This window comes from Kitasatospora cheerisanensis KCTC 2395, assembly GCF_000696185.1.
Lineage (GTDB): Bacteria > Actinomycetota > Actinomycetes > Streptomycetales > Streptomycetaceae > Kitasatospora > Kitasatospora cheerisanensis.
Genome location: NZ_KK853998.1, coordinates 19,911 through 37,531 on the forward strand (window position 1 = coordinate 19,911; position 17,621 = coordinate 37,531).

Consider the following 17,621-nt stretch of genomic DNA (forward strand, 5'->3'; position numbering starts at 1 on the left):
GGCCCGAGCGGCCATCACCAGTTCCAGCGATGACACAGCCGCCCCAGGCGAGCAATCACTAGCAGGCCACGTCAAACGGTGGCACCACTTTCATTTCGCCGTCTGCCACTGCTGCGCTGCGCGTCTGCGTCGGCCTGAATAGAGGCTTGGTAGCATCGACGAGCCCCGCAACAGCGGGGGTGGGCCCCCTCTCTTCAGACCGGGCCAGACACGCAGCAAATCCTCTCCCCGCGCAAGCGGGGGTCCTCCGGAGGTGCCAGCCCCCACTGACAAACCGCGAGCGTCCTCCCCGCGGAAGCGAGGGTCCTCCGCTCTCGCGATGCCCGAAACCGAAGCCGGAGCAGTCCTCCCCGCGCGAGTGGGGGTCAGCCGAACCAGTCGTTCGCGATGTCCACCGGCCGCTCGTCCTCCCCGCGCAAGCGGGGGTCACCTGCCTGAGCCGGCCGACGACCGGGCCGGTGCGCACTCCTCCCCGCGCAAGCGGGGGGCACCCGCTCATCTCCACCGACCCGCCGCCCCCACCCCCTCCTCCCCGCGCGAGCGGGGGTCAGCCGCCTGACGGTGCGGCGTCGGATCGTCGGCGACCGTCCTCCCCGCGCGAGCGGGGGTCAGCCGCAGAACCACCGGGTGCCGGGGATCATCCCGCAGTCCTCCCCGTGCGAGCGGGGGGCAGCCGTCGTAGGCCAGACCGCCGTAGGCGCGGCGGCCCTCCTCCCCGCGCGAGCAGGGGTCAGCCGCCGCGCGAGGACGTCATCGCGGTGATGAAGAACTTCTCCCCGCGCGAGCGGGGGTCAGCCGCGGGCGAGGCCGGTGGCGAAGCTGGGGAGGAGGTCCTCCCCATGCAAGCGGGGGTCAGCCGACAGTAGCGGTGGCGCTTTGTGGCGTCGCGGCGCCCTCCCCGCGCAAGCGGGGGTCAGCCGTCGGCGTCGGCAAACAGCTGCGCCTCGGTGTCGTCGTCCCCGCGCAAGCGGGGGTCAGCCTCCACCGAGCTGTACCTGGAGGCTGCCTGATGGGTTGTCCCCGCGCAGGCGGAGGTCAGCCGGCACCCGGCCGGCTGTTCAACAGCGTTCCGGCGTCCTCCCCACGAGAGCGAGGGCCACCCGGAGAGGGCCACCGGCAAGGTCCTGCCTTCGACGTCCTCCCCGCGCGAGCGGGGGCCACCCGGCTCGAACTCATCGGTGATGCCGAGCTGGGCAGTCCTCCCCGCGCAAGCGGGGGTCACTCGATCACCGCGACCGTCCTGCGTTACTCCACCGCCTCCTCCCCGCGCGAGCGGGGGTCAGCCGCCGGGCCAGCGGCCGGCCTGGGTGCGGCGTCCGTCCTCCCCGCGCGAGCGGGGGTCAGCCGCACCGCCCGATGTAGACATGGCCGATGAGGAAGTCCTCCCCGCGTAGGCGGGGGGCAGCCGAGCGCGCCCAGGGCGGCCCGCACCGTCTTGAGGTCCTCCCCGCGTGAGCGGGGGTCAGCCGGCGGTGCTGCGGGAGCTGCGCGCGGGCGGCGAGTCCTCCCCGCGCGAGCGGGGGTCAGCCGTAGTCCTCGACGTCCCCGGTCACCGCGGCGGCCTCCTCCCCGCGCGAGCGGGGGCAGCCGGTCCTTCCCCGCGGCGGTGTTGGAGGTTCAGGGTGTCGGCGGTGGCGTGAGCTGGCAGACCACGACGAGCTCCAGGCGCGGGACGATGTAGTAGGCGACCAAGCCGCCGGCGACGTCGAGGTAGCGCATCGGCTCGCCGCTGCCTTGGTAGGAGGTGCCGTCCAGGTAGAGCGCTTCGGCAGCTCGGACGAGTTCGGCGGCCCGCTGCTCGACGGCGGCAAGGAAGTCGGTCGGGGTGCCGGCGGTGACGTGCTGCTCGTTGGGCAGGTACTCCCAGCTCCAGGTCACTCGTTCACCGCTGCAAAGGCGGCGCGGTAGAGCTCGGCAACGGTGGTGGCGTGTTCCCGGCACTCCTGGATGGTGACGGCGTGGTTGGCGAGGTAGTTCGCCCGGTGGTAGGCCTGTGCGGTGGCCGGATGCCGCTCGATCTCCACGACGGCGGCCCAGTGCGCGACGAACGAGCGGATCGGTTGGACACTGCCCGTGGCGATGGCCTCGGCCATGGCCTTCGTCTGGCCGTCGATCATCTCGGGGAGACGGTCTGTGGCGACGACCGCAAGGGCGGCCTTGAGGGCGGCCGGACTCTGCTCGGGCCGGGGGATCAGCTCGACTCCGTCGTGCACGGGCTGACTCATGACGTCACTCCCTCTCTTGTCTGCTGCGAGGCTACTCGCTCTGGGACGTACGGTCGGCGGCCTCGCGCGGCCCTGCGAGCGGGTGCTGGCTGCGGCGGGCGAGCGATGGGCAGCAGGGCCGCCCGGCCCGGGCGCGGGCGGTGGCCGGCGCGGCACGGTGGTGTTCGCGGTGCTGGCGGGGCGTGCTCGTGGGTGTCGGTGACCGGGGGCCTCGATCGCGGGCCGGTGGGCGTCCTTGGGCTTGTGCAGCCAGTTGTGGTTCTGGCGCAGGATGGTTTCCCGTTCGGCAGTTGTGTCGTCGTGCGTGGCCTGGCGGGCGGCGGGCTCGTGTATGCAGCGGTGTGGCGCCTGGTAGGTGGTGTGGTCGGTGAGTGGGGGTCGGGCGTCGGCGGTCCTCGGTGCCGCTGCGGCGGCCGGGTCGCGGTTCAGCCGGTGTGGGCTTCGAGGTCCGTCCCCGGGGGGCATCGTCGTACCTTCGTGCCACGATGCCCCCGCACACCGGTCCTTGATATCTGAACCTCCCTCAACAGCCAGACGTGGCAAAGAAAGTGCAAAGTTGCCATAACGCTGCAGGTCGTGAAGCGTCCTCCCCGCGCGAGCGGGGGTCAGCCGCACAGAGGTTCGGTGATCATGGGGACGATGACGTCCTCCCCGCGCGAGCGGGGGTCAGCCGCAGTTCCGTGGCAGTCAGAGGGCCTCCTAGCTGTCCTCCCCGCGCGAGCGGGGGTCAGCCGTGGAAGACGCGGCCGTTGGCCTCCGGGAGCGAGTCCTCCCCGCGCGAGCGGGGGTCAGCCGTCCATGGTGCGCGGCCCTTTCTCGGGCGACGGGTCCTCCCCGCGCGAGCGGGGGTCAGCCGCTGTAGCGCAGGAAAACGCGCATGACCACTCCGTCGTCCCCGCGCGAGCGGGGGTCAGCCGCCCTCCTTGCAGGGGATGTCCGCGCACGAGTCCTCCTTCCCGCGCGAGCGGGGGTCAGCCGTCCCGGGGAGCGGCCAGCGGAGCAGACCCGTGGTCCTCCCCGCGCGAGTGGGGGGCAGGCGCCGGCCAGCGGGCCCAGACTGCGTCCTCCCCGCGCAGGCGGTGGTCAGCCGGCGGGATGCAGGCCCTCGCCCCGGAGTCCCGGGTTCTCCCTGTTCGATCGGGGCCGGCCGTCGGCGGTCATCGGCGCCGCCGCGGGCAGGTGGTCCCTGGGGTTCAGCCGGCGCGGGCCTGGAGTCTGCACTCCCGGGAGAACTGTCGTACTGCCGTGACACGATGCCCCCGCACGCAGCCCCTTGAGATCTGAACCTCCCTCAACCGCCAGGCATGGCAAAGAAAACGCAAAGCCGTCATAACGCTGCAGGTCGCGAAGCCTCCTCCCCGCGCAAGCGGGCGTCAGCCGGCGGCGGAGGAGCTGGCGCGGGCGCAGGAGCACTCCTCCCCGCGCGAGCGGGGGTCAGCCGACCCCACGACCCGCGACCGCGACCTGGCCGCCCTCCTTCCCGCGCGAGCGGGGGTCAGCCGGAGTGCTTACGGCTCGCCCCGGGAGTGGCGGTCTCCTCCCCGCGCGAGCGGGGGTCAGCCGCACGAGGCGGCGCTGCTGCAGGCCGCGATCCACTCCTCCCCGCGCGAGCGGGGGTCAGCCGGCCCGGGGTCAGCGCATCCGCTACCACGACGCCTCCTCCCCGCGCGAGCGGGGGTCAGCCGGAGCGCGAGATCTACCGCCAGCTCATGACGCACTCCTCCCCGCGCGAGCGGGGGTCAGCCGTCGTTGAACGAGCTCGTCGCCGAGGCGGTTGCCTCCTCCCCGCGCGAGCGGGGGTCAGCCGTCGGGTGCGGCCCGGTCGGTGGTGGTCTCTTCCTCCTCCCCGCGCAAGCGGGGGTCACCCGTTCCGACTGCTGCGCGTGGCGATCCTGGCCGGCTCCTCCCCGCGCAAGCGGGGGTCAGCCGACGGTGCAAGGACAGATCAACGCCGTGATGCGGTCCTCCCCGCGCAGGCGGGGGTCAGCCGGCGTTCGGCGCGTGCGTCACGTTGGCCAGCGCGTCGTCCCCGCGCGAGCGGGGGTCAGCCGCGCCTCGTCCTCCAGTACGACGACCTTGCCAACTCCTCCCCGCGCGAGCGGGGGTCAGCCGCTCACCCCGGAGCTGAACGATTCCGTGGCGGCGTCCTCCCCGCTCGATCGGGGCTGGCCGTCGGCGGTCCTCGGCGCCGCCGCGGCGGCCGGATCGTCCCCGGGGTTCAGTGGGCGTGGGCCTTGAGGTCGGCGCTCACCGGGGGCATCGTCGTACCGCCGTGACACGATGCCCCGCGCACCGGTCCTTGATATCTGAACCTTCCTCAACAGCCAGGCGTGGCAAAGAAAGTGCAAAGTCGCCATAACGCTGCAGGTCGTGAAGCATCGTCCCCGCGCGAGCGGGGGTCAGCCGTTCCCCGTGGTCGTGGTGGAGCTCCGGGGGGTGTCGTCCCCGCGCGAGCGGGGGTCAGCCGTTCCTTCAGGCCAACCCGGGGCTGATCGAGGCGTCGTCCCCGCGCGAGCGGGGGTCAGCCGCTGGACCCGGTCTGGCGCGAGGACCTGGCGATGTCGTCCCCGCGCGAGCGGGGGTCAGCCGATCCGATTCCGTCTGGACACCACATCCTGGCGATGTTCTCCCCTCGCAGGCGGGGCCCCTTAGCCCGGCTCTCCTAAAGCCGGTGTCGCAGGTGCTCCCCGCGCAGGCGGGGGTCAGCCGTCCGGGTCCGAGCAGAGTCGGCGTCCCAGCTCGTCGTCCCCACACGAACGGGGGTCAGCTGTCGGCCAGGAGGACAGCGAGGAGATCCTGCTCCTCCTCCCCGCGCAAGCGGGGGTCAGCCGGAGAGGACCCGCCGATGCCCACGCTCACCGCCCTCCTCCCCGCGCAAGCGTGGGTCAGCCGGTCGACCTGGAGCGGGTCCCGCTCGGCCCGTCCTCCTCCCCGCGCAAGCGGGGGTCAGCCGATCGCGGCACCGTTCCGGGCCGGGTTCAGCTCCTCCTCCCCGCGCAAGCGGGGGTCAGCCCCTTTACGGCGTAAAGACCGGAGATCGAGAGACGTCCTCCCCACGCGGGCGGTGATCAGCCGCCGGGATGTAGGCCCTCGCCCCGGAGTCCCGGGTTCTCCCTGTTCGATCGGGGCCAGCCGTCGGTGGTCCTCGGCGCCGCCGCGGCGGGCGGGTCGTTCCCGCGCTTCAGTCGGCGCGGGTCTGGAATCTACATCACCGGGAGAACCGTCGTACCGCCGTGACACGATGCACCCGCACGCAGCCCCTTGAGATCTGAACCTCCCTCAACCGCCAGGCATGGCAAAGAAAACGCAAAGCCGCCACAACGCTGCAGGTCGCGAAGCCTCCTCCCCGCGCGAGCGGGGGTCAGCCGAACATCATCTTCCCGAACTCCGGCAAGGCGGTCTCCTCCCCGCGCGAGCGGGGGTCAGCCGAACATCGAGCAGCGGCACGGCGGGATCAACAGCTCCTCCCCGCGCGAGCGGGGGTCAGCCGCACGACGTGGCGGACATCCGGATCGCGGCGATCTCCTCCCCGCGCGAGCGGGGGTCAGCCGTCGGCAGGAAGAGGCCGCGATTCTGGCCGCCGCTCCTCCCCGCGCGAGCGGGGGTCAGCCGTTGTCGAACCGCGTGCTGATGCCGACGAACCACTCCTCCCCGCGCGAGCGGGGGTCAGCCGTGGCAGCTGTACGGCGAGGTCGGCCTGGAGTACTCCTCCCCGCGCGAGCGGGGGTCAGCCGCTGGTGGCGGTCTCGTTGATCAGCAGCGGGGCCTCCTCCCCGCGCGAGCGGGGGTCAGCCGGAGTTGGTCGAGGCTCAGCTGCGGGCGCACCGCTCCTCCCCGCGCGAGCGGGGGTCAGCCGGTGGTTGGTGCCGTGCCGTCCGGGCCTGGGGCTCCTCCCCGCGCGAGCGGGGGTCAGCCGGCGTACGACGCCCTGGTGGCCGAGCGCCTGTCCTCCTCCCCGCGCGAGCGGGGGTCAGCCAGCACCGCGCACGCCTGCACCGGGATCTCGGCGCTCCTCCCCGCGCGAGCGGGGGTCAGCCGGCGCTGGCCGCCGAGTCCGTGGAGGACCCGGACTCCTCCCCGCGCGAGCGGGGGTCAGCCGTTGCCGGAGGACGAGTACCGGGACAAGCTGCGCTCCTCCCCGCGCGAGCGGGGGTCAGCCGCGCGCGCCCGCGTCGCCGAACTGGAGCAGCAACTCCTCCCCGCGCGAGCGGGGGTCAGCCGGATAATCACCGTTATCCTTCCCTCTCCGTCGCCTCCTCCCTGCGCGAGCGGGGGTCAGCCGTGCCTTGGCGTCGGCCTCCAGCTCCTCGGCGGTCCTCCCTGCGCGAGCGGGGGTCAGCCGACCTTCGCCGAGGCCCTGCTGCTGGCCGCGAGCTCCTCCCTGCGCGAGCGGGGGTCAGCCGTGGCTCAGGTAGCCGCCGGCGGCCGGGTCTGCCTCCTCCCTGCGCGAGCGGGGGTCAGCCGCTGACGTCGCCGCCCGGGCCGCGGGAGGAGACCTCCTCCCCGCGCGAGCGGGGGTCAGCCGCTCGGCGGTCTGTCCGAGCACGCCCGCTGGACCTCCTCCCCGCGCGAGCGGGGGTCAGCCGAACGTCTCGGTGCGGACGTAGGCGGCGGCCTCCTCCCCGCGCGAGCGGGGGCAGCTGGCGCAGGCCTCGAGGTCCTGGGGCATCGTCGTATCGCCGTGACACGATGCCCCCGCACGCAGCTCCTTGAGATCTGAATCCCTCTCAACCGCCAGGCGTGGCAAAGAAAGTGCAAAGTCGCCATTACGCTGCAGGTCGTGAAGGGTCATCCCCGCGCAGGCGGGGGTCAGCCGTCCTGGCCGGTGTACTTCCGGACGCGGGCGGAGTCATCCCCGCGCAGGCGGGGGTCAGCCGCCGCCCACGCAGCCGCAGCACAGCAGGCGCCCGTCATCCCCGCGCAGGCGGGGGTCAGCCGGAGCTCCCGCGCCACAGCCAGCGGTTCGCGCCGTCATCCCCGCGCAAGCGGGGGTCAGCCGGCCCAGGCCGCGTGAAGGACCGCCTCACCGCCGTCCTCCCCGCGTAAGCGGGGGTCAGCCGGCCCACACCGCGGGCGAAGTGGTGTGCGAGGCGTCCTCCCCGCGCAAGCGGGGGTCAGCCGGCGGCTTCGGGCAGGTCTGGGAGGCCTACGACCTCCTCCTCGCGCGAGCGGGGGGCAGCCAGCGGCGGCGACGTCGCCGTAGTCGGCCCGGTGCGCCTCCCCGCGCGAGCGGGGGTCAGCCGATGGGCTCCGACACGTCGATCCGCGACAACATGTCGTCCCCGCGCGAGCGGGGGTCAGCCGTTGTACCAGGCCTACTCCGGCGGCCGAACCTGCTCCTCCCCGCACGAGCGGGGGTCAGCCGCTCGTCGGCTGAGGTTCTCGACGGGATCCGCGTCCCTCGCGCCGGCACCGGTCGCCAACCAGCCGGATGATCACTCAGACAGCCCCTAGCAGGCTCCGGACAACGCAAAGGTCTGAATGTCTACTTGTGGGTTTGCCCAGTTCATCTTGAACACGAAGCGAGGGTTCTGCTGAGCCTCGGCATGACGATAGAGCATGCCGATGGTGCTGGTGCCGCCGACTTCTTCCTTCTGATCCTCAGAGGCAACTTCCTGGGAAGGGGAGAAGGACGTGAACTTGAGCTCCCCTGTGTCAGGCCAGTAGATGGCTACGACTACAGGCGGAGAGTATCGGCGAAGCCTGGCAAAGACATCTTGGATGAGATCCGACTCGAGCGCGGTTACGACTTCGTCCCCTGAGCGGTAACCGTGCTGCTCGAAGAGCTTCCGCATGTCGCGATCGCCGAGGGCCTTGGCCAGAGCAAATCCGGCCTTCAGTCGCAGGGCCCGGTCACCGGCCATCTCGCCACCTCTGCACGTTCGTCTCCCACTCTTCGTACATCACTGCCAACGCTTTGTGGTAGCCGTCGTTCACCACGCTCCAGCGTTCCCCGCCATCGGGCGGGATCTCAACGATCAGCTGGTGATCGTGGATATCGCGGCCGTCAGGAAGGACAAACTGATGCCGGTGGATCGTGCTGTGGCAGCAGTCGATCCGGGCGACTTCCTTCCATTCTCCGTCATCCCACACCATCTGCATGATGGCGAAGAACGTGATCAAATCCTTGTAGACCTGCATGCGGATCCGGAGTTCATCCGTGTCCGTGATCTCGATGCGGGTGTTGGACTCGACCGCCGGAGGGCATGGAGGCGGCTTGTAGTGTGCCGGTTCGCCCGCACTCATGTCCACGACGCGGCCGCGCCGCTTGCCGCCGTTGTTTGCCATCCCACCGCCTGCCCTTGCACGTGAAGCTGGTGGGTCCTTGTTACACCGGGATCCAGTACCCTTCCGGCAGTTCACCCAATCGTGACGAACGACTCACCCCTTCGAAGGTGCCGTCGAGCTTGCGTTCTAGACCTGAGCACCGGCTATCCCCGCGCAGGCGGGGGTCAGCCGAACCCCGCCCCGGCGAGCCAGCCGGCGCCCGCCTCCTCCCCGCGCAAGCGGGGGTCAGCCGTACGCGCAGCAGCAGGTGTGTACGCGGGCACCGTCCTCCCTGCGCAAGCGGGGGTCAGCCGGTGCTGACGGAACCGGAGCGGGAGGCGCTGGCGTCCTCCCCGCGCGAGCGGGGGTCAGCCGGTGACGAAGACGATGCCCGCCCTGGTCGAGTACTCCTCCCCGCGCGAGCGGGGGTCAGCCGCGCGTCCAGATCCAGGCCGACATCGACCAGCTCTCCTCCCCGCGCGAGCGGGGGTCAGCCGTACATCGACATCGCCTACTCGGCGATGGTCTGCTCCTCCCCGCGCGAGCGGGGGTCAGCCGGCGAGGAGCGCGAGTTGACTCCGGATCAGCGGGTCCTCCCCGCGCGAGCGGGGGTCAGCCGGTCTTCGGGTTGAGGCCGGCACCCGGCAGCTTGTCCTCCCCGCGCAAGCGGGGGTCAGCCGGCCCAGCCGTGGATGGCTTCGACGCGCATCCTCCCCGCGCAGGCGGGGGTCAGCCCCTTTACGGCGTAAAGACCGGAGATCGAGAGACGTCCTTTTTGTGCGAGCGGTGGTCAGCCGCCGGGATGCAGGCCCTCGCCCCGGAGTCCCGGGTTCTCCCTGTTCGATCGGGGCCGGCCGTCGGCGGTCCTCGGCACCGCCGCGGCGGCCGGGTCGTTCCCGCGCGTCAGCCGGCGCGGGGCCCCTGGAATCTGCATCACCGGGAGAACCGTCGTACCGCCGTGACACGATTCACCCGCACGCAGCCCCTTGAGATCTGAACCTCCCTCAACCGCCGGGCATGGCAAAGAAAACGCAAAGCCGCCACAACGCTGCAGGTCGCGAAGCCTCCTCCCCGCGCGAGCGGGGGTCAGCCGTTCCTCGGGCTGACGCGCCTGCTGGAGCTGATCTCCTCCCCGCGCGAGCGGGGGTCAGCCGTCACTGGGGTCCTTCGGGTCGGGGCTGTCGGCCTCCTCCCCGCGCGAGCGGGGGTCAGCCGATCACCGACGACCTGAAGGACGCGTTCAAGCGCTCCTCCCCGCGCGAGCGGGGGTCAGCCGAGGGTGGCGTAGCGCAGGTAGTACGCACGGCGCTCCTCCCCGCGCGAGCGGGGGTCAGCCGCCCGCAGTCCGGGCCGAACCGTTCAGCGCGTACTCCTCCCCGCGCGAGCGGGGGTCAGCCGGTACTGGCTGGCGAGGATCACGCGGCCCTTGGCCTCCTCCCCCCGCGAGCGGGGGTCAGCCCCGGCCGGACGCCTCGACGGCTACCGGTTCCGCCTCCTCCCCGCGCGAGCGGGGGTCAGCCGTGCTCGGTGACGTCGTACTCGGGCATGCCCATCTCCTCCCCGCGCGAGCGGGGGTCAGCCGCGCCCCTCGGGCCGGTTCTCCCCGGGCTCCAGCTCCTCCCCGCGCAAGCGGGGGTCAGCCGTCGCCGGCACGGAGGGCACGGAGGAAGGACGGGTCCTCCCCGCGCAGGCGGGGGCAGCCTCAATTTTCCCGTTTCCCGCATCCGAAGTGCCCGTTCTCCCCGCCCAGGCGGGGGGCAGCCGGGACTCGGCCGACTTGCCCAAACTGGGGCCGTGTCCTCCCCGCGCAGGTGGGGGCCAGCCGGTGACGTACTGGGTGCAGACGAGCTGCGGGTTGTCCTCCCCGCGCGAGCGGGGGTCAGCCGGACCGCGCGGCAGTCGCCGAGCGCCCGGTGCCGTCCTCCCCGCGCAGGCCGGGGGCAGCCGCAGCTGATCGAGGCTCAGCTGCGGGCGCACCGGTCCTCCCCGCGCAGGCGGGGGTCAGCCGGTGCGGCGCCGGGAGTGCCCGGGGACGCAGGAGTCCTCCCCGCGCAGGCGGGGGTCAGCCGTCGCCAGCGGTGCCGGACGTCCAGGCGATGAGGTCCTCCCCGCGCAGGCGGGGGTCAGCCGCTCATCCGCAAGGACAACGTCGAGCTGTACGGGTCCTCCCCGCGCAGGCGGGGGTCAGCCGTGGGGTGGCTTCAACCTGGGCGAGCCCCGGCAGTCCTCCCTGCGCGAGCGGGGGTCAGCCGACACCCAGCCCGGCACCTGGGCCTGGCCGCCCCGAGTCGTCGTCCCCGCGCGAGCGGGGGGCAGCCGGACTCCGAGACCGCGAACTGCAACTGCCACCTCTCCCCGCGCAGGCCGGGATCAGCCGAACGCTTCGACCGCGGGCCGTGACTCACTGGTGTCCTCCCCGCGCGAGCGGGGGTCAGCCGGCGATCGAGCAGCGCGTGTCCTCCCCGCGCAAGCGGGGGTCAGCCGTAGGCGGCGGGTGTGCCGCTGCGGGTGCCGGGGTCCTCCCCGCGCAGGCGGGGGCAGCCGAGGTCCGGCCGGGTCGGTCTGGCCTTGGGTCAGTCCTCCCCGCGCGAGCGGAGGTCAGCCGCGCCGGATCCGGGGTCGGGCACGTCGACTGATGTCGTCCCTGTTCGATCGGAGGTCTGCCATCGGCGGTCCTCGGCGGCCGACGTGGCGGCAGGGTCGTCCCCGCGCTTCAGCCCTGGAGCCTGCGCTCACCGGGGGCGTCGTCGTACCACCGTGACACGATGCCCCCGCACGCAGCCCCTTGAGATCTGAACCTCCCTCAACCGCCAGGCACTGCAAAGAAAACGCAAAGCCGCCACAACGCTGCAGGTCGCGAAGCCTCCTCCCCGCGCCAGCGGGGGTCAGCCGCCCCATTGGGGACCGGCCCCCGCTGGCAGCGACTCCTCCCCGCGCCAGCGGGGGTCAGCCGGGGGTGCGGAGGGCTCTGCAGGGCGTCCTGGCCTCCTCCCCGCGCCAGCGGGGGTCAGCCGGGCGCCCCGGCCGGGCAGAGGCCAAGGGCCTCTCCTCCCCGCGCCAGCGGGGGTCAGCCCCGGCTCCTCCTCCTCCTCCTCCTCCTCCTCCTCCTCCTCGTGCTCCTCGTGCTCTCCTCCCCGCGCGAGCGGGGGTCAGCCGGACCTCGCCGCCGAGCTGCGCACGATGGGCTGCTCCTCCCCGCGCGAGCGGGGTCAGCCGCCCTTGCGCAGGACGGCCAGGAGGAGGACGGCCTCCTCCCCGCGCGAGCGGGGGTCAGCCGTGGGTGGTCGGGTTGTCGGGCCTGGTCCGCTTCTCCTCCTCACGCGAGCGGGGGTCAGCCGTCACGGGAACGGCCGCGGTTCGGATCTCGGCGGTCCTCCCCGCGCAGGCGGGGGTCAGCCGCGGCCTTCGAGACTCCCGGCGAGCCGTCAGCGGTCCTCCCCGCTCGATCGGGGGTCGGCCGTCGACGGTCCTCCGCGCCGCCGCGGCGGCCGGATCGTCCCCGGGGTCAGTGGGCGCGGGCCTTGAGGTCGGCGCTCACCGGGGGCATCGTCGTACCGCCGTGACACGATGCCCCCGCGCACCGGTCCTTGATATCTGAACCTTCCTCAACAGCCAGGCGTGGCAAAGAAAGTGCAGAGTCGCCATAACGCTGCAGGTCGTGAAGCGTCGTCCCCGCGCGAGCGGGGGTCAGCCGCCGTCGGCTCGGAGTTGCCCTCGCACGCGCGGGGTCGTCCCCGCGCGAGCGGGGGTCAGCCGGCCGCCGGTATCGCCAGCATCCGTCTCGACCAGTCGTCCCCGCGCGAGCGGGGGTCAGCCGGACAGACCATGGAGTTCAGCACCACCGGCGCCGTCGTCCCCGCGCGAGCGGGGGTCAGCCGCTGGACCCGGTCCGGGGCGAGGACCTGGCGATGTCGTCCCCGCGCGAGCGGGGGTCAGCCGGCGGCCGTGCAGGAACGGGAGACCGAGCTGGCGTCGTCCCCGCGCGAGCGGGGGTCAGCCGATCCGATTCCGTCTGGACACCACATCCTGGCGATGTTCTCCCCTCGCAGGCGGGGCCCTTAGCCCGGCTCTCCTAAAGCCGGTGTCGCAGGTGCTCCCCGCGCAGGCGGGGGTCAGCCGGACCGCGCGGCAGTCGCCGAGCGCCCGGTGCCGTCCTCCCCGCGCAGGCCGGGGGCAGCCGGAGCTGATCGAGGCTCAGCTGCGGGCGCACCGGTCCTCCCCGCGCAGGCGGGGGTCAGCCGTGGGGTGGCTTCAACCTGGGCGATCCCCGGCAGCCCTCCCCGCGCGAGCGGGGGTCAGCCGGATCGGGCGGAGCTGCAGGCCCGGCTCGCCGAGTCCTCCCCGCGCGAGCGGGGGTCAGCCGGATCGGGCGGAGCTGCAGGCCCGGCTCGCCGAGTCCTCCCCGCGCGAGCGGGGGTCAGCCGCAGGTGCTGGCCCGCTGGTCGGGGTGGGGCTCGTCCTCCCCGCGCGAGCGGGGGTCAGCCGTCGGGCAAGGGTCGGCTCTTTCGGTCAGGTGAGTCCTCCCCGCGCGAGCGGGGGTCAGCCGACCGGCTCGCTGTCGTGCACCGCCCCCGTGCCGTCGTCCCCGTGCGAGCGAGGGTCAGCCGGGCTTCGCCAGTTCGGCAGAGAACCGTTCCTGGTCCTCCCCGCGCAGGCGGGGGTCAGCCCCTTTCCGGCGTAAAGGCCCGAGATCGAGAGACGTCCTTTTTGTGCGAGCGGTGGTCAGCCGCCGGGACGCGGGCCCTCGCCCCGGAGTCCCGAGTCCTCCCTGTTCGATCGGGGTCGGCCGTCGGCGGTCCTCGGCGCCGCCGCGGCGGGCGGGTGGTCCCCGCGCTTCAGTCGGCGCGGGTCTGGAATCTGCATCACCGGGAGAACCGTCGTACCGCCGTGACACGATGCACCCGCACGCAGCCCCTTGAGATCTGAACCTCCCTCAACCGCCAGGCACTGCAAAGAAAACGCAAAGCCGCCACAACGCTGCAGGTCGCGAAGCCTCCTCCCCGCGCAAGCGGGGGTCAGCCGGAGCAGCACATGACCAAGCAAACCCCCGCCGCCTCCTCCCCGCGCAAGCGGGGGTCAGCCGTCGATGACGTCCGCGGTGCTGGTGCTGTGGTTCTCCTCCCCGCGCAAGCGGGGGTCAGCCGCGCCCAGTGCGCGGTGTCTCCCGCCAGTTCCTCTCCTCCCCGCGCAAGCGGGGGTCAGCCGGCATGTCACTCAGCGCTCCGCCGACATGGTCACTCCTCCCCGCGCGAGCGGGGGTCAGCCGCTCGCAGATCTGCTGCCGAGCCCGGAGAACGGTTCCTCCCCGCGCGAGCGGGGGTCAGCCGCGGAGGGTTTGGTCATCGGCGAGCAGGGCGGCCTCCTCCCCGCGCGAGCGGGGGTCAGCCGGTGCCGGCGAGGACGACGCAGCGGGCGCAGGTCTCCTCCCCGCGCGAGCGGGGGTCAGCCGCTCACCCCGGAGCTGAACGATTCCGTGGCGGCGTCCTCCCCGCGCAAGCGGGGGCCGGCCGTCGGCGGTCCTCGGCGCCGCCGACGGCCGGATCGTCCCCGGGGTTCAGTGGGCGTGGGCCTCGAGGTCGGCGCTCACCGGGGACATTGCCGTACTTTCGTGCCACGATGCCCCCGCACGCAGCTCCTTGATATCTGAACCTCCCTCAACAGCCAGACGTGGCAAAGAAAGTGCAAAGTCACCATAACGCTGCAGGTCGTGAAGCGTCCTCCCCGCGCGAGCGGGGGTCAGCCGCGGAGTGTGACGGATGGGCGGAGGCCGGGCGCGTCCTCCCCGCGCGAGCGGGGGTCAGCCGGTGACGGCGAGGGCGCCGCCGGCGGTCATGAGGTCCTCCCCGCGCGAGCGGGGGTCAGCCGACCACCGAGATCAGCACCTCGGTGGCCGTGCGGTCCTCCCCGCGCGAGCGGGGGTCAGCCGCGCCAGCGCCTGGTGCGCGTCACCGTCGCGTGGTCCTCCCCGCGCGAGCGGGGGTCAGCCGATTTCCGCCGCCGCGGCGACGTCGTTGGTAAGGTCCTCCCCGCGCGAGCGGGGGTCAGCGGTGGACGCCGGCGTCGTCGGTGCGCTTCCGGTAGTCCTCCCCGCGAGCGGGGGTCAGCCGATCTTCCGTGGGCGACCGTCGGGTGGTGGATCGTCCTCCCCGCACAGGCGGGGGTCAGCCGGACGGGCGAGAGGTACGGTTCTTCGCCGAGCAGTCGTCCCCGCGCGAGCGGGGGTCAGCCCGCAGTCCTTCGCGTCCGCAGGTGGGGCAGGTGCCGGTGGTCTGGGTCATCGCGAGGTCTCCTGGACGCGGATGCACTTGGGACAGGTGACGGGGGTGTTGGGCTGCTGCCGCTCGTCCGGAGTGGTCAGCCCCACCCCGCAGAGGGTCGTGCCGTGTCGCCATGTCGGGGTGTCCTGGACAGCGCAGACGACATCGCGTCCCCACAGGCGTACGCGGCGATCGACTGAGGTGGCCATGGGCTGGGGCTGGGTCATCGCGGGGGTCTCCTCGGCGGTAGTGACGCGGGTAGGCGGCCATCCTTGGCCGGCCCTGATGGTCTCGTCGCGCAGGTCGATGTGGGTGAGCGAGATGCTGCGCCGTGGCCGTAGAGCCGGACGACCGGAGTGAGGCCGCCGAGCATCCGTGCCTTGCCGCGGGCGCGGAGGGCGGGACATTGACCCCGCTGTTCTCGGGTCAGTTGCCGGGCGGATCGGCGTGGGGGCCGGGTTCGCGGACCTGGAGAGCGAGCACCCGCCCGGCGGCAGCCGCGCCGGCCCGCCGTTCGTGAGCGGAGAGCAGGGCGTCGATCATCGTGTTGGTGGTGCCAGCGTCGGTGGTTCCGAGCACCATCTGGTCGATGACCGTACGACGGTGCGGGTTCGGGAGCGAAATCATGGTGGCGGGCTCCTGCGGTTGAGCCTGGCGTGGCCGGGCGGTCAAGGTATCGCGGGGCGGGGTCAGATGAGGGCGATCGTCGTCCCCGCGCCAGCGGGGGTCAGCCGCGTGGCGCTGCGAAGGCCGGAAAGGGCACGGCGTCGTCCCCGCGCGAGCGGGGGTCAGCCGGCATCCCACGACCAGCTGCGCTGGGTGCTGAAGTCCTCCCCGCGCAGGCGGGGGTCAGCCGTCCGAGACCTTGGTGGCGATCGACTGGATCTGGTCCTCCCCGCGCAGGCGGGGGTCAGCCGCTCAAGGAGCAGGCGGGCAACGCGTCCCGGGGCGTCCTCCCCGGGCGAGCAGGAGTCAGCCGCTGTGGGCCCAGCTCGCCAATCGGTATCCGGCGTCGTTCCCGCGCGAGCGGGGGTCAGCCGCCGGCGAACTGGACGCGGACGAGCTGCAGTCCGTCGTCCCCGCGCGAGCGGGGGTCAGCGGTCAGCCGATTTGGTCGCCGATGCCGAGGCCGGAGCCCCGGCGGCGCCTCAATTGGGGGTTTGCCGGTTCCACAGCAACTTGCCGACTAGGGCGCGCTGGACGCGCTCCTCGAGGTCGGTGGCCTCGGTGCCGGTGGCGGTCACGGCCCAGCACAGGTCGATCCGGGCGCGCTCGAGCGCGGCGCGTCCCCACTCCCGGATCCGCGAGGCGCGGCCGGATTCTGCCTCCGCGAGCCGCTCGCGCAGCCACTTGGGGTCGGCGAGTGCCTGGTCCATGGCCGCCTCGCCCAGTCCGGACGAGAGACCGCTTGTGTAGACGCGTAGTCGGCCTCGGATCCCCTGACCGTTGCGAGGTCCGGCCATCCCCACGTAGATGAGCGGCCCGGCCGGGCCGGAACGGGCGAGGTAGACACCGGGCTCGCGCGGCGCGACAGCCAGCGCCTGGTCCCAGGACACCCACGGTGTCCAGGCGGCCATCGACCACACGTCCTCCTGCAACGGGCCCGCTCTCCATTCACCGGTCGACTCAGTTTCCGTGGGCGAAACTCTACGGCCCGGGGAATGTCGAGGGGCAGGGGCCGGTGATTGGATCGCTGGTGGATCATCCAATGGCCTTCCTGAGCGTCGTCTCCGTGCGAGCGGGGGTCAGCCGTAGATCCGGGCCAGCTCAGCACGCAGCGAGATGTCCTCCCCGCGCAAGCGGTGGTCAGCCGCTGACGGCGCCGACGCCGCAGGCGCTTCTGTTGTCTTCCCCGCGCATGCGGGGGTCGGCCGTCCGGATCGCCGGCGCGCTCGAACGCCTCCCGATCCTCTCCGCTCGGTCGGGGGTCGGCTGTCGGCGGTCCTCGGCACCGCCGCGGCGGCCGGGTCGTCCCCGGGTTCAGTCGGGTGCGGGCCTCGAGGTCTTCGCTCACCGGGGGCATCGTCGTACTGCCGTGACACGATGCCCCCGCATGCAGCCCCTTGAGATCTGAATCTCCCTCAACCGCCAGGTACGGCAAAGAAAGTGCAAAGCCGTCATAACGCTGCAGGTCGCGAAGTGTCCTCCCCGCGCAAGCGGGGGTCAGCCGCTGCTGCTGCCGATCGCGTTCCGCGGCTCGGAGTCCTCCCCGCGCAAGCGGGGGTCAGCCGTTGCCGGTGATCTGGAGGACGGTGCCGGAGACGTCCTCCCCGCGCAAGCGGGGGTCAGCCGCCCGACGCCGCCTTGAACGTGAAACCGATGACGTCCTCCCCGCGCAAGCGGGGGTCAGCCGCCCATCGCCCACCGGACGCCCACGCCTGCGTCCTCCCCGCGCAAGCGGGGGTCAGCCGACCCTCGACCCGAACCGCGCCGTCCTCATCCAGTCCTCCCCGCGCAAGCGGGGGTCAGCCGGTCACCGGTTCAGAAGTGCACACGACGTCCACGTCCTCCCCGCGCAAGCGGGGGTCAGCCGGCACTGCGGGCCGCCCGGGACGCGGAGCGCGAGTCCTCCCCGCGCAAGCGGGGGTCAGCCGCTGGAGGCACCCGAGGCCGACGAGGACCAGGCGTCCTCCCCGCGCAAGCGGGGGTCAGCCGAGGTGATGCACCGAATGCATGCGGCCGGCGTCGTCCTCCCCGCGCAAGCGGGGGTCAGCCGTCGATCCGGATCTGGGCCCCGAGGCCCGGCAAGTCCTCCCCGCGCAAGCGGGGGTCAGCCGATGAACTTCACGCCGAGTCACGACCGGTGGCGGTCCTCCCCGCGCAAGCGGGGGTCAGCCGGTCATGAGGTCGCCGTCGAGGTCGTTGACGGTGT

Annotated in this window: 6 protein-coding genes and 9 CRISPR repeat arrays (1 of these 15 only partly in view); all 6 genes read right to left on the reverse strand. The window is 72.9% G+C overall.

Features of this window, described 5'->3' with window-relative positions:
- Positions 1-1,617: 1,617 nt before the first annotated feature.
- Positions 1,618-1,878 (reverse strand): hypothetical protein, encoded by a 261-nt coding sequence (locus KCH_RS36045; protein WP_051654107.1) that lies wholly within the window; start codon positions 1,876-1,878, stop codon positions 1,618-1,620.
- Positions 1,875-2,225 (reverse strand): hypothetical protein, encoded by a 351-nt coding sequence (locus KCH_RS36050; RefSeq protein ID WP_035875855.1) that lies wholly within the window; start codon positions 2,223-2,225, stop codon positions 1,875-1,877. Before KCH_RS36050 ends, KCH_RS36045 begins: the two co-directional genes overlap by 4 nt.
- A 1,351-nt stretch (positions 2,226-3,576) precedes the next feature.
- A CRISPR array of direct repeats spans positions 3,577-4,338; the repeat unit is 29 nt; unit sequence CTCCTCCCCGCGCGAGCGGGGGTCAGCCG.
- A gap of 1,226 nt (positions 4,339-5,564) precedes the next feature.
- Positions 5,565-6,812: a CRISPR direct-repeat array (repeat unit 29 nt; unit sequence CTCCTCCCCGCGCGAGCGGGGGTCAGCCG).
- Positions 6,813-7,675: 863 nt separating this feature from the next.
- A complete protein-coding gene (locus KCH_RS36055; RefSeq protein ID WP_035875858.1) occupies positions 7,676-8,089 on the reverse strand; it encodes a hypothetical protein in 414 nt (137 codons plus the stop codon).
- Positions 8,079-8,513, reverse strand: coding sequence for a DUF7718 family protein (locus KCH_RS36060; RefSeq protein ID WP_035875861.1), 435 nt, complete (start codon positions 8,511-8,513; stop codon positions 8,079-8,081). The genes KCH_RS36055 and KCH_RS36060 overlap by 11 nt, the downstream gene beginning before the upstream one ends.
- Positions 8,514-8,716: 203 nt before the next feature.
- A CRISPR array of direct repeats spans positions 8,717-9,229; the repeat unit is 29 nt; unit sequence CTCCTCCCCGCGCGAGCGGGGGTCAGCCG.
- A gap of 327 nt (positions 9,230-9,556) precedes the next feature.
- Positions 9,557-10,136: direct repeats of the CRISPR family, unit length 29 nt; unit sequence CTCCTCCCCGCGCGAGCGGGGGTCAGCCG.
- Positions 10,137-11,355: 1,219 nt separating this feature from the next.
- Positions 11,356-11,649: a CRISPR direct-repeat array (repeat unit 29 nt; unit sequence CTCCTCCCCGCGCGAGCGGGGGTCAGCCG).
- A 508-nt stretch (positions 11,650-12,157) separates the two neighbouring features.
- Positions 12,158-12,493: a CRISPR direct-repeat array (repeat unit 29 nt).
- 992 nt (positions 12,494-13,485) lie between these two features.
- A CRISPR array of direct repeats spans positions 13,486-14,003; the repeat unit is 29 nt; unit sequence CTCCTCCCCGCGCGAGCGGGGGTCAGCCG.
- A 203-nt stretch (positions 14,004-14,206) separates the two neighbouring features.
- A CRISPR array of direct repeats spans positions 14,207-14,541; the repeat unit is 29 nt.
- A gap of 634 nt (positions 14,542-15,175) precedes the next feature.
- Positions 15,176-15,376, reverse strand: coding sequence for a hypothetical protein (locus KCH_RS36070; protein WP_035875868.1), 201 nt, complete (start codon positions 15,374-15,376; stop codon positions 15,176-15,178).
- A gap of 521 nt (positions 15,377-15,897) precedes the next feature.
- On the reverse strand, positions 15,898-16,347 hold the full coding sequence (locus KCH_RS36075; protein WP_208866102.1) for a hypothetical protein: 450 nt from the start codon (positions 16,345-16,347) through the stop codon (positions 15,898-15,900).
- A 543-nt stretch (positions 16,348-16,890) separates the two neighbouring features.
- Positions 16,891-17,621: a CRISPR direct-repeat array (repeat unit 29 nt); it runs 638 nt beyond the window's last position.